Here is a 12,979-nt window from a genome sequence, read left to right as displayed (position 1 = left end):
GCGAATGAAAAAGTATGTATTTTCTTTACTTGCAGTACTGAGCCTAATTCTTGTTGGATGCGGGAGTACTAGTACAAATGACAAAAAATCTTCTGAATCAAAAGAAGAGCATGACCACGCATCACATACTCAGCAAGCTGATATTCAAGAAAAGACAAAAGGAGTCGACACACTCCCTACCTTCCTAGACAAGCTTGATCCGCAAATGAAAGATATCTACACTGTCGCTGGACAAAATGCAGAGCTATTAGATTGGATTCCATGTTACTGCGGTTGCGGTGAGAGTGTAGGACATAAAAACAATAAAAACTGCTTTATTCGTGAAATTAAAAAGAATGGTGAAGTTGTTTGGGATTCCCACGCAACAACTTGTGTCAACTGTCTAGAAATCGCGGTTGAATCGGCTTCCATGAAACAAAAAGGAAAATCAACGCTCGAAATTCGTAACTATATCGACAATAAATACAAAGAAGGGTATGGCAAGCCAACACCTACGCCAATGCCAAAAGCATAAAAACGAGGAAATCCCTCCTTTTTCTCTTTTCATTCACCTTTTTTCTTAACAAATTCTTTCAAGTGTATTTCTCCTTACTTGTCACACACTATATATAACTCCTCGGTAAGGAGGGTACACAGTGCAAACATATAACGACTATGATAAAGCTCTCTATTACACGTATTGCTGTAATTGGGATAAATTACTCGTTCTCATGGTTCAAACGAACGATCAATTATTTTCTAAGCGTATTGAGCATTTTTTACACGCTTATCAATACAGTAAAGAACTACCAGAAGTTGATAAACAATTGCAGCTCCTATTTCAATATATTGACCACGCATCCCAAAAGTCACATGTAGAAGAAGTAGAGCAAATTCAAATGTAAAATATAGCGCTATTCTCTTTATGAGAATAGCGCTTTTTTAAAATGTTTATATCAATAAAAGTTTCTCCTTATAAAACTTTTATTGATAAACATATTTTTTCTTTCTTTTCCCTACCACTTCATACTATAATTTAGTATGTAACTATTATAAGTGAGGTATAAAATATGGGACGAGAAAAAAAGCAAGAGTATGCTTTATTTGCTGCATGGGGAGCTTCGTTTATTGCTACATTAGGAAGTCTATACTTTTCCGAAATTATGAAATTTGAGCCTTGTGTCCTTTGTTGGTATCAACGTATTTTTATGTATCCATTTGTTTTATGGCTCGGTATCGCTGTAGTAAAGAAAGACTATCGCATTGCAAGTTATTCTTTACCAATCGCAAGTATTGGTGCTTGTATTTCTTTATATCACTATGCAATTCAAAAAATCGCAGCATTTTCAGCTGCTGGGGCAGCTTGCGGCCGCGTACCTTGTACGGGAGAATACATAAACTGGTTCGGCTTTGTGACAATCCCGTTTTTAGCACTTATCGGCTTTATCACAATCGCTGTTTGTAGCTTCATCGTAATTAAAAACAAATAAGGAGATGAAAGAATGAAAAAAATGCTTATATTTGGCGGTATTATTATCGCCTTGTTTGCAGCAATTTTCGCTGTAACACAAATGGAAGAAAAAAATGCTTCAACAAGCCAAAAAATTGATAATGCTACTGATAGTAAGACAAATGGCCCTGACTACTATACAAATAAAATCTCTCTTTCAGATCTCCAAAAGAATTTAAAAGAGGAAAAAGAAGAAACAGTATACTTTTATCAAACATCTTGCGTTCATTGTCAAAAGCTATCTCCTATCGTAGTACCAATGGCTAAAGACTTGAATGTTGATATGAAAGTTATGGATATTGAAAAATTAGATGCTCCTTGGGATGAATATAAAATTAAAGGAACTCCAACAATCATTCATTTTAAAGATGGTAAAGAAGTGAGCCGTATTAGCGGCGAACAACCGGAAGACAAATTAAAAGAGTGGCTTGAGCAAACGAAAAAATAATAAGAAAAGGAAACTCCTTCTATACATGAAATGCGTGTAAACTCCCACACTAATGTATAAGGAGGGGGTTTTATGCCAGAAGTGAAATGCTCTGTTTCCAATTGCTCATTTTGGGGACAAGGTAACCTTTGTCAAGCAAGTGCAATCGTTGTTCAACCTGATGCACAAGAAGCAGGTCAAATTGAAAACAGTTCATATACAAACGCTACTTTAACAAACGAGACGCTTGAAAGTTCTGTAACAACGAGTGTAGAAACGTGTTGTCATACATTTAAACCGAAATATTAAACGTAAAAGCATACGATTAGTCGTATGCTTTTTTACATTCCTCTCCAAACATCATGCATCATAAAAAAGTACAAAATAACGAGAAGGACCGTCCCGCATAAAGTAATGCGTCGATATACACTCTTCTCCCCTTCCCTCGCTTTAACAAATGCCCAAATAAATCCGACGAACAATATTAAATCAATATATGGAACATAAAAGGAAAAGACGAGTAACGCATATAAATACACGATAAATAAACAAGTCGTGATTAAGAAAATTTTAAATGCAAATTCACTTTTCATAATGTGACCGCCCCCCAGTCTGTACTGTATTATATTCAGCAAAACATAATAGTTGCTGTTTCAATTTTTTCATCTCACTATTTACAGGCGCGCGATTGGTATGAAATCATTAAAACCAACTAAACTTCATCACAAATAAGCTACCGTCTATTTACGGTAGCTATTACGGGACATTATATTTCCGTTTATATAGGTTACTTAAAATCGAATAAGGTAATTGTTCATAACGAATTTTTTCTCCTGTTTCATCTACAATATACAAATTGTTTCCTATATAATAGGTTCCATCTTTTCGTTTGGAATACACTGTGTATCTTTCATTTGGCAATACTGTTTTTACTTTCGTCAATTGTCCACTTGGTTCTTGCCAATATATATTTACACGATCTACTAACGTAAGCATTCCAATTTGTTCTTCTTCTACTTTACGACCATTCCAACTCACAACCCGATAACCAAGCTTATACGCTTCATATTCGGGACTCGTATGAAAACGAGAAATAATTACTTTCGTCTGTAATTGTACCCGGTCGTATAACCATTGTATGTCCCGATCGTGCATGCGAATACAACCATTCGACTCCCTGCTTCCAATCGTCCATTCCCGATTTGTTCCATGAATTGCATATTCCTTTTTATCTAGACCTAACCACCTCGTACCGAGAGGGTTATTCGGAGCACCCCCAGCTATTTTTTTACGATGGTATTCTTTATTTTTATATTTAGTTATAATACAAAAATTACCCTCAGGCGTCGGGGTCCTGTCTCTTCCTGTCGTTATCGGAAATGTCTTAGTATAGTTTCCATCTTCAAAAAAAGACAGCTGATTCGTCGTAAGGTTAACTAATATTAAATGATCTGTATTAGCAAAAACGCTAGCTGGCAGGCAGAAAAATAGGATTACGATAAACCATACTTTCTTCATCTAAATCCTCCCTAGCACTAACATCATAATAAAGTGAAATTTTACTCGGTGGGAGGGTTTGTCCATCCCCTACTGAATATTAGCCTTCACCAATCGGGCATTTACGGGCAGGTATCTCCCACCTAACTTCCTTGCATTCGCCGAATTTTGAGGTAGGAATCTTACTGCCCGCAAATAGCGGGATAAAGTGAAACTTTAATCAGTGGGGGTTTTGTCCATCCCCCACTGATTATTAGCCTTCACCAATCGGGCATTTACGGGCAGTTAATCTCCCACCTAACTTCTGTGCTCCACCTGAATTTTGAGGTGGAATTTTACTGCCCGTTAATGCGGGATAAATGCAATTAGCTTTACTTTGCTCTTATAAATGAAAACTATCCATTCACAATTACTCCACCATTTACATGCATCATTTGCCCTGTCACATATGCCGAATCACTAGACGCTAAATATACATATGCAGGCGCTAATTCATACGGCTGACCAGGCCTTTGCATAGGAACATTACTCCCAAACTGTGATACTTTTTTCTCATCAAAACTGGATGGAATAAGCGGTGTCCAAATTGGGCCTGGTGCAACACCATTTACACGAATTCCTTTTTGTACTAACGACTGAGATAACGATCTTGTAAAAGCGACAATTGCTCCTTTCGTTGCAGAATAGTCGATCAACGTTTCATTTCCTTCATACGCAACGATAGATGCCGTGTTTATAATTACATCCCCTTGCTTTAAATGAGAGAGTGCTGCTTTTGTAACATGAAAATAAGAAAAAATATTAATACGGAACGTTTTTTCTAGCTGTTCCGCTGTAATATACTCTAGTCCTTGCTGCGGATATTGCTGTGCGACGTTATTCACAAGAACATTTAGCCCCCCTAGCTGCTGGGCGGTCTCTTCTACAATCTCTTTACAATGTTGTTCATTACTCAAATCTCCCGGCAATAATACACAATTCACGCCTTCTTTTTCCACAAGTTGTTTCGTCTCAGTTGCATCTTCGTCCTCATCTAAATAAGCAATCGCAATATTTGCTCCCTCTTTTGCAAAAGCGATAGAAACAGCTCTTCCAATCCCGCTATCTCCTCCTGTAATTAATACATTCTTTCCTTTTAACTTTTCACTTCCTTTATAACTTGGATCTTCAAACTTTGGAAGAGGATTCATTAACGATTCAATACCAGGTTGTTTATTTTGATGTTGTGCTGGCATTGTTAAAAAGTTTTTTTGCTGCGGCATAACTTCCTTCAACTCCTTTCCCCTTATAATGCGCACAATAAAAAAAACTACTTACACATTAAAGAACCGCAATTCACACACAGTTTTACGATTAATATTCGAATTTACGACATAAAATATGAGTTGTTCTAAAGTTTTTATGCAAAACTATTGCAAAATAGTTAAAAAACGAATATTATATATAACTGTTGTGAAAATTATTCGTAAAAAGAAAGGATGTTTATATGTTTAACCTTTCAAAACATAAAACTTCTATTAAAACTGAAATTATGGCAGGTATTATTACCTTTTTAACAATGGCATATATCATTGTCGTAAACCCTGTCATCCTTGGGGATGCAGGTGTTCCGTTTGAACAAGCATTTACAGCTACAATTATCGCTGCTGTTGTCGGAACATTATTTATGGCGATCTTTACTAATTTACCAATCGCAATTGCACCAGGTATGGGATTAAATGCTTACTTCTCTTATTCTGTTGTAAAAGCCCATGAAGGCATGACTTTCGCAATTGCATTCTCTGCTGTATTCGTAGCAGGTATGATTTTAATTTTGTTATCATTCACATCTTTCCGTACGAAATTAATGGAAGTAATTCCTGAGAACTTAAAACATGCACTTACTGCTGGTATCGGTCTTTTTATTGCTTTTATCGGTTTGCGCTTAACGGGAATTGTTACAAAAAATGATGCAAACTTAGTTGGGCTTGGCGATCTTCACTCTGCTCCAGTTCTACTAGCATTAGCTGGCCTTGGAATTACAATTATCCTTATGTCTTTAAATATAAACGGGGCACTATTTATCGGAATGTTATTAACTGGTATTATCGCTTACTTCACAGGTCAATTAACATTTTCAAGCGGCGTTACATCAATGCCTGGATTACCAGAAGGAATTATCGTTTCAAATCCAATTACTGCTGTATCTGATGTAATTAACTACGGATTATACGGCGTTGTGTTCTCATTCTTCCTTGTTACACTATTCGATACAACAGGTACACTACTTGGCGTTGCACAACAAGGTGGATTTATGAAAGATGGAAAGCTTCCAAAAGCAGGACGAGCTCTTCTATCTGACTCATTCTCAGCAACAATTGGAGCTATGTTCGGAACAACACCATCAACAGCTTACATTGAATCATCTGCTGGTGTTGCAGCCGGTGGTCGTACTGGTTTAACAACTGTTACAGTAGCTGTTCTATTTGCATTAGCAGCATTCTTCGGACCGTTAGTGAGCGCTGTTTCTGGCGTTTCAGCTATTACAGCACCATCACTAATTATCGTTGGTAGTCTTATGATGGGCTCAGTTCGCCACATCGATTGGGATACATTCGATGAAGCATTCCCAGCATTTTTAGTAATCTTAAGCATGCCACTTACATCAAGTATCTCAACAGGTATTGCACTTGGATTTATTTCATACCCACTTATGAAAGTTGCAAAAGGACAATTCCGTGCTGTTCACCCACTTGTGTATTTATTCGGGATCTTGTTCGCTTATCAATTAGTTTTCTTACCACATTAAAATCCCTCATAAAGAGGGATTTTTTATTTACAAAAAAACATTTGACAACAGCATACACTTATGGAATAATTCGAAATAGTTAAATATTCGATGTCTTATCAAGAGCAGGTGGAGGGATGAGCCCTACGAAGCCCGGCAACCGACCCATTTATGGGCACGGTGCTAATTCTTACAACACATTGTGTTGAAAGATAAGAGTAATATGATAAGACGTCTTTTCTATATGAAAAGACGTTTTTATTTTCACTCCCTCCTCTCTTTTCTTAATTTAGGAGGGATTTTTTTATGAAAAAATTATGTTCCACCGTACTCATTATTCTCTTACTCGCATTAACAGCTTGCACAAATGAACAAGATGCTATCTCTTCACAAAAGCAACAAACGGTGAAGAAAGAAGCTACTACAGCAGCAAATCATTTACAAACAGAAATTCCAAGCCAAGTAAAAAACCCATTAAAAATCGCATTAATTATGCAAATGTCCATCGGAACTTTTTCCTCTCAATATATTGAGGGTGTCAAAAAACAAGTCGAGCTATTCGGCGGCAGTGTGCAAGTCTACAATTCTGATAATGATTTAGCAAAAATGGCAGCAAATCTAGATACTGCTATTAATTCAAAAGTTGATGGTATTTTAATTGATCACGGTCGCTCTGAAGCACTAAAACCCGGAGTAGAAAAAGCATTACAAGCGAATATTCCTGTAGTTGCATTTGATAACGACCTACGCTTACCAGGCGTAACGATTATTGATCAAGATGACTATAGTCTTGCATGGAAATCATTAAAAACGTTAGCGGAAGATCTGAATGGACAAGGGAATATCGCCGTCGTATGGGTTGGCGGATTTGCTCCAATGGAACGTCGCAATGTTATCATTGATGCTTTTTATAAACGTTATCCAAATATAAAAGAAGTTGCACGCTTTGGTACCGCTAGTAATAACACACCACTTGATACGCAAACACAAGTAGAGGCTTTACTAAAAAAATATCCGAAAAAAGGTTATTTACAAGCTATTTTCGCTTCGTGGGATGAGTTTGCTAAGGGGGCCGTCAAAGCACTCGAACAAGCTGGTCGTACAGATATAAAAGTATACAGCATTGACTTAAGTAATGAAGACTTACAACTCATGCAAAAAGAAAATTCACCTTGGACTGCTACGGCTGCAACCGATCCAGCTGAAGTCGGTAAAGTTCAAGTGCGTTTCTTATACAAGAAAATCGCTGGTGAACAAACGCCAGATATTTATTCACTAGAACCTTATTTAGTAAAGAAAAATAGTTTGCCACAAGAAAATATAACGATGGATCAATTATCAAAACATATAAACGGTTGGGGAGACTCGAAAGATGCATATTCACCTTGGATGAAAAAATTAGAGAAGGAGAAAAAATGATGACATTCTCTCTTCAAAACATTACACATTCTTATCACATCTCTACCCCTGTACTAGAAAATGTTTCTATTAACATACAAAAAGGAAAAGTTCACGCTTTACTAGGAATGAATGGTGCAGGAAAAAGTACTTTACTAAAAATAGCAACTGGTGAAATTCAACCAGTTGCTGGGAATATAAAACTTGATAATCAGTCTATTTCCTTTACTTCACCACGCGATGCAAAAAAGCATGGTATTTCTTTCGTAACACAAGAAGTGGATCACGGACTTATTCCTGGATTATCTGTATTAGAAAATGTACTAATCGATCATTTAGCAATGCAAAATAAAGCACTATTTTCAAAATCAAAATTAGTGGCACTCGCTAAACAATACTTGCAAGCTGTACAGGCCGACTTAAATATTCTTGAAGATGTTTCAAACTGCTCATTACATGAAAAACAATTACTTCTCATCGCAAGAGCTCTATCTAACAATACAAATTATCTTTTATTAGATGAGCCAACTTCTTCTCTTGGACCAAAAGAAGTCGAAACCTTTGGGAAACTATTAAAAGATTTAACATCAAAAGGAATTGGCATCATCCTGATTTCTCATCGTTTATCAGAGATTCGAAAATTTGCGGATGAAGTAACTGTTTTATATAAAGGTAAAGTTGCACTTTCTAAAGCCATTACAACGATTACGGATCAACAAATTGTTGAAGCAATGACTGGAAAACAACTTACACTTCCTATTAATACAACACCAAAACTCGGGAGCGAAGAAATATTGAAAGTACAAGAACTTCAATTACATAAAGACCATCCTCCGCTTTCTCTTACAGTACGAAAAGGAGAAACTGTTGTGATATACGGATTAATTGGAAGCGGAAAAACAACACTTGCTGAAACTTTATTTGGTGCCCGTCATACTTATCAAGCAGAAATCGACGGTCAAAATATAGCGATTAAAACACCGCGGGATGCGATTAAAGCGAAAATTGCACTTGTACCAGAAGAAAGAAGAAAACAAGGCGTATTTCTTTCGGAAGACATTATAAGTCACACAAATTTACACCAATCAGGTTGGAGACGAAAACAAACCGAATTAAATAATGCTACTGCGGCAATTACTACTTTCGGCATCTCACCAAATGATCCAAAAGCCTTTATTCATTCACTTAGCGGTGGAAATCAACAAAAAGTCTCGATTGCAAAGTGGAATGGATTCAAACCTAATCTATTTCTTTTGGACGAGCCAACTAAAGGTGTAGACGTCGCTGCGAAACAAGACATTTTTCAATCCATTCGCAACATTACAGATGGCGGAAATTCCGTAATTTATTTCACAGGAGAACAAGATGAAGCGCTACATATCGCCGATCGTATTCTCATACTAGCAAACGGCGAATTTGTAGGTGAGTACTTGCCGAATGACCTATCTCCTGAACAGCTTTTACATTTATCTGAAGGGAGCTTTTCCATTGAATCTCATTCATAAAACTAAGAAGTTATATTTACCTACCCATCTTTTTTATCAATTTAGCACGATTGCTATCATTATAGGTGTTACAATTTTTTTCTCTATCGCCAACGATTCTTTTTTAACCTACAACAATATTAGTGATATTTTACGTTCTATTTCTATTGTAACGTTACTCGCAATTGGCGTTACCTTTACATTAATTGTAGATGGATTTGATTTATCAGTCGGCTCTACCGCTAGTTTAGCCACAATTACCGCGGCTTCTTGTCTCGTTTTATATCGACAAGAACTAATAGTCACACTCCTTATTCCTATTCTTTGTGGACTATTAGTTGGATTATTAAATGCACTACTCGTTATCCGAATTAAACTACCAGATTTACTAGCTACATTAAGTATCATGTATATCGTGAATGGACTACACTTAACATTTTCAAAAGGATCTTCTATTTATGAAGGAATGTCTGGTGCCAAAGGACATTTTATTCCATCCTTTTTATTTATCGGTCAAGGTTCTGTGTTAGGAATTCCAGTCCCTGTCATTATCATGCTTATCGTCGTTTTAATTGCATATGTATTTTTAGAAAAAACAACGTACGGTCGTTTCTTTTATATGACAGGTGGGAATCGAGAAGCTGCTAGACTAGCTGGTATTCCTACTGATCGTTACCGTGTATATGCTTATATGATTAACGGTTTACTTGCCTCTATTGGCGGTATTATTTTATGTAGCCGCGTTGGAACAGGACAAGTTTCAGCTGGCGCCCCATTATTAATGGATGCAGTTGCAGCTGCCTATATCGGTTATGCAATGTTCGGTGCTAAGAAACCAAATGTCATCGGAACATTTCTTGGTTCCGTATTAATTGGAATCATATTAAACGGCCTTACAATGATGAACGTTCCTTATTATGCGCAAGATATCATTAAAGGCAGTATTTTAATTGCAGCTTTAGCCTTTTCATTTATTAAAAAGAAGCGTAAATAAAAAGTAGCGCGTCGAATTCCGATGCTCTACTTTTCTTTTGCAACAATCACACGAACTACTTTCAATGCAAGAAGCAAGAGGAAATTTGCTATTACCGTACTCCCTAGAAAGGCTGCAGAGAACTCCTTCTCCGCAGCCTAATTATTATTTTTGCAAAAACGCCTGTAAATCTGCAAATTGTCTCTTTGCATCTTCATAGCCTTGCTCATATAAACTTTGTAATTTAGCCGTATCCTTTTCCATACGATCTACTTGAAGCGGCACTTCTGGGCGAATAACAAATAAATTACCAGCTTGCTCTTCTTTTTCAATGTAGTGAAGTGTTTCATTATACACTTCATAACGATTCAGCATCGTATTTACAAGGTTTGGATACTTCTTATAAGCCTTTGCTGCAATCCAACCAAATTTTGATTTTTTCTTCGCGTAACCATGATTTCTCGTCAAAATAACGACTGATTTTTTAAATCCATCTTCCTGTGCTTTACGAACTGGAATCGGATCTGAAATCCCGCCATCTAACAATTGCTTACCTCGGTAGTTTACTGCCGGTGCAATGAAAGGTAATGAACTAGATGCTTGCAATAAATTTAGTGCATCATCATTCGTTCCCTCTTTTTCAAAATAAACAGACTGTCCTGTTTCACAATCAGTTGTTCCTACAAGGAAACGCTCTGGACTATTAAAGTATGTTTCAAAATCAAACGGTACATGCTTTTCTGGAATTTCATGAAAAATGAATTCCATATCAAATAGCTGACGTTTTTTCCACAAGTTTTTATACGATAAATACTGCGGATGTGATGCATAATCAATATTTACTGTTTTGTTTCTATTTCTTTGTCTGGAAAGATACGACGCTGCATGACAAGCACCAGCTGATACACCAATTACATATGGAAAATATAAATCTTGTTCCATAAAATATTCTAATATCCCGCCCGTATATACACCACGCATACCGCCGCCTTCTAATACTAACCCCGTATTTTCAAGCATGTTATTCTCTCCTCTTTATATATATTGACTCTTTAATTATTCACTATGTTAAGTATCTTTTTCTATTATATATGAGTTCTTTCAGAAATTATATTGAAAAGGCTTGAAATGGAGGGGTTTTTTCTTCCAATTATATTTCCAAATGACCAGAGACATCCTTTATAAACCTTTGAATAAAATCTTGCTCTTCTTTCGTATATCCATCTAAAAGTAACAGCCACTTTTCTTCAGCTTGTTTATGCAATTTTTCATGAGCTTTATATATTTCATTTCCTCTTTCCGTTAAGCGGAAGAAAATTTCTTTTTGATTATCTAACATTTGCATTTTCTCAACGAATTGCTTTTGAAACAACTTTGTACAAATTTTAGAGATTGCGCCTTTCGTCATTCCCATTTCTGTTGCAATAGCAGTTACATTCATCAGACCATTTTTTCCGATACACTCGATAACATGTAACTCAGATAAAGACATACCACTTACACCTGTCTCACGAAGAAACTTCTCATTATTTTCTTTCAAATGCTCTTCTTTTTTATGAAAAAGTGTACGAATATCCGAAAGTATTTCCATTTGTTTCGCTGTACGTTCCAATCCATTCGCCTCCTAAGTTTCCAAAGAAACAATTTAACTATATACCATTTTAAAATCATTTTTTCATCTTTACAAGTGAGAAAATCATGTTAAAATTAATTTAGTTTCCAAGGAAACCAAATGACAAGGAGGTTAACATTATGGAAAAAACCAAACTGAATTTCATTTTATATGTTGTCTGTATGAGTGCCTTACTCGGTTCCTTCGCTCAAAATATTTATACACCTATCTTGCCGATGATTCAAAATTCGTTTCATACTTCTCTTTATCTTATAAATTTAACCGTTTCACTTTTCACATTCGTTCTTGCGGTTATGCAGCTCATATACGGACCTTTAATTGATACAAAGGGAAGAAAATCTGTCCTTATCCCTAGTTTAATCATTAGTACAATCGGCTCAATTGGTTGTGCTTTCTCACCAAACATTTACTTATTTCTATTTTTTAGAGCTGTTCAAGCTATAGGAATAGCGGCTATACCTGTAGTTGCAGCAACGATTATCGGTGATTTATTTGAAGGAAAAGAACGCGGAGAAGCGATGAGCCTTTATCAAATGTTACTTGCTCTCGCACCTGCAATCGGTCCTCTCATAGGTGGCTATCTCGGCAGTATAAATGGCCACTTATCTGTATTTCTTTTTTTATCTACAATTGGCATCATCTTATTAATTATAAACATTTCACTACTTCCAGAAACAAAACCAAATGTAATTGAGAAATCTAAAGCAAAAAAGAATTACTGGCTTATCTTAAAAAATAAAACTGGATTTTCCATTACACTTATTGGCTTTATTCAATTTTGTATATATTTCTGTTTCCTCGTTTTTTTACCTAGCATATTAACAAATATATTTCATCTAAGCGCAAGCGAAATTGGTCTTATGTTTGTACCGATGTCCCTTTCTCTTATGTTAGGAAGCTATTGCTACAAATTTTTGCAAAAACATTTCACAACAAGGCTGGCTTTATTCATCACTAGTTTCTTCAACATTATATGTGTCACTTTATTCTCTTTCACATATAGCATCAATATCCCATCCGTAATTATCGTTACCTCTTTATACGGTTTTAGTATGGGACTTTCTATGCCGACTCACACTACTTTATTAACGGAAGAATTCGTACAAGAACGCGCAACTGCCATCGGTATGTACAACTTCATTCGCTATCTTGGTATGGGTACAGGGCCTATTGTAGGTGGGTTTCTTTTATTTAATCAAAATTACTTTTGGATTTTCTTCCTAGGGGCAATTATATTTCTACTTATAGTTTTACACGCAATGAAAATGCTACATTCCCATGCTGCACAAAGAGCTTAAGAGACCTATAGAT

The 12,979-nt window shown here is 36.1% G+C and carries 15 protein-coding genes and 1 riboswitch; of the genes, 10 read left to right on the top strand and 5 right to left on the bottom strand.

The window, feature by feature from the left end; genetic code table 11:
• Window positions 1-4 precede the first annotated feature (4 nt).
• The 5 genes from ABH957_RS23975 to ABH957_RS23955 all read left to right on the top strand — a co-directional run bounded on the left by ABH957_RS23975 (window position 5) and on the right by ABH957_RS23955 (window position 2,225).
• A complete protein-coding gene (locus ABH957_RS23975) occupies window positions 5-514 on the top strand; it encodes a PCYCGC domain-containing protein (protein ID WP_002125374.1) in 510 nt (169 codons plus the stop codon).
• A gap of 121 nt (window positions 515-635) precedes the next feature.
• On the top strand, window positions 636-884 hold the full coding sequence (locus ABH957_RS23970) for a YhdB family protein (RefSeq protein ID WP_001195459.1): 249 nt from the start codon (window positions 636-638) through the stop codon (window positions 882-884).
• A gap of 165 nt (window positions 885-1,049) precedes the next feature.
• The gene (locus ABH957_RS23965) at window positions 1,050-1,469 is read left to right on the top strand and encodes a disulfide formation protein C (protein ID WP_002125372.1); all 420 of its coding nucleotides are present in this window, start codon (window positions 1,050-1,052) and stop codon (window positions 1,467-1,469) included.
• A gap of 12 nt (window positions 1,470-1,481) precedes the next feature.
• A complete protein-coding gene (locus ABH957_RS23960) occupies window positions 1,482-1,937 on the top strand; it encodes a thioredoxin family protein (protein WP_404455420.1) in 456 nt (151 codons plus the stop codon).
• A 72-nt stretch (window positions 1,938-2,009) separates the two neighbouring features.
• A complete protein-coding gene (locus tag ABH957_RS23955; RefSeq protein WP_002029883.1) occupies window positions 2,010-2,225 on the top strand; it encodes a DUF1540 domain-containing protein in 216 nt (71 codons plus the stop codon).
• A 32-nt stretch (window positions 2,226-2,257) separates the two neighbouring features.
• Here the strand turns inward: ABH957_RS23955 and ABH957_RS23950 are convergent, their stop codons facing one another.
• The 3 genes from ABH957_RS23950 to ABH957_RS23940 form a co-directional block, all read right to left on the bottom strand.
• Entirely contained in the window at window positions 2,258-2,509 is a 252-nt protein-coding gene (locus tag ABH957_RS23950; protein WP_002029881.1) for a hypothetical protein, read from the bottom strand.
• Between the two features lie 163 nt (window positions 2,510-2,672).
• The gene (locus tag ABH957_RS23945) at window positions 2,673-3,434 is read right to left on the bottom strand and encodes a L,D-transpeptidase (RefSeq protein WP_404455417.1); all 762 of its coding nucleotides are present in this window, start codon (window positions 3,432-3,434) and stop codon (window positions 2,673-2,675) included.
• Window positions 3,435-3,808: 374 nt separating this feature from the next.
• Entirely contained in the window at window positions 3,809-4,675 is an 867-nt protein-coding gene (locus ABH957_RS23940) for an SDR family oxidoreductase (RefSeq protein WP_404446433.1), read from the bottom strand.
• Window positions 4,676-4,899: 224 nt separating this feature from the next.
• On the opposite strand from ABH957_RS23940, the gene ABH957_RS23935 reads away from it, so the two are divergent.
• The 4 genes from ABH957_RS23935 to ABH957_RS23920 all read left to right on the top strand — a co-directional run bounded on the left by ABH957_RS23935 (window position 4,900) and on the right by ABH957_RS23920 (window position 10,056).
• Complete coding sequence (locus ABH957_RS23935) at window positions 4,900-6,201, top strand: NCS2 family permease (RefSeq protein ID WP_002029878.1); 1,302 nt, start codon at window positions 4,900-4,902, stop codon at window positions 6,199-6,201.
• A 92-nt stretch (window positions 6,202-6,293) separates the two neighbouring features.
• A riboswitch (SAM riboswitch) is annotated at window positions 6,294-6,399 on the top strand.
• An 87-nt stretch (window positions 6,400-6,486) separates the two neighbouring features.
• Window positions 6,487-7,599 carry a sugar ABC transporter substrate-binding protein gene (locus ABH957_RS23930; RefSeq protein WP_404455414.1) on the top strand — a complete coding sequence of 371 codons (1,113 nt, stop codon included), beginning with the start codon at window positions 6,487-6,489 and terminating at the stop codon, window positions 7,597-7,599.
• Entirely contained in the window at window positions 7,596-9,083 is a 1,488-nt protein-coding gene (locus ABH957_RS23925; RefSeq protein ID WP_404455411.1) for a sugar ABC transporter ATP-binding protein, read from the top strand. Before ABH957_RS23930 ends, ABH957_RS23925 begins: the two co-directional genes overlap by 4 nt.
• The gene (locus tag ABH957_RS23920; protein WP_404512344.1) at window positions 9,067-10,056 is read left to right on the top strand and encodes an ABC transporter permease; all 990 of its coding nucleotides are present in this window, start codon (window positions 9,067-9,069) and stop codon (window positions 10,054-10,056) included. The genes ABH957_RS23925 and ABH957_RS23920 overlap by 17 nt, the downstream gene beginning before the upstream one ends.
• Before the next feature lie 144 nt (window positions 10,057-10,200).
• Here the strand turns inward: ABH957_RS23920 and ABH957_RS23915 are convergent, their stop codons facing one another.
• Window positions 10,201-11,055, bottom strand: coding sequence for a patatin-like phospholipase family protein (locus tag ABH957_RS23915; protein ID WP_002140445.1), 855 nt, complete (start codon window positions 11,053-11,055; stop codon window positions 10,201-10,203).
• 130 nt (window positions 11,056-11,185) lie between these two features.
• On the bottom strand, window positions 11,186-11,647 hold the full coding sequence (locus tag ABH957_RS23910) for a MarR family transcriptional regulator (protein WP_002125351.1): 462 nt from the start codon (window positions 11,645-11,647) through the stop codon (window positions 11,186-11,188).
• 140 nt (window positions 11,648-11,787) lie between these two features.
• Here ABH957_RS23910 and ABH957_RS23905 point away from each other — a divergent pair, with 140 nt between their 5' ends.
• Window positions 11,788-12,966 (top strand): MFS transporter, encoded by a 1,179-nt coding sequence (locus ABH957_RS23905; protein ID WP_404455405.1) that lies wholly within the window; start codon window positions 11,788-11,790, stop codon window positions 12,964-12,966.
• The last annotated feature ends 13 nt before the right edge of the window (window positions 12,967-12,979 follow it).

This window comes from Bacillus sp. RC242 (genome assembly GCF_044908245.1).
GTDB lineage: Bacteria > Bacillota > Bacilli > Bacillales > Bacillaceae_G > Bacillus_A > Bacillus_A mycoides.
Note: the sequence above shows the minus strand (reverse complement) of the source record. Positions and strands in the feature narration are given on the sequence as shown.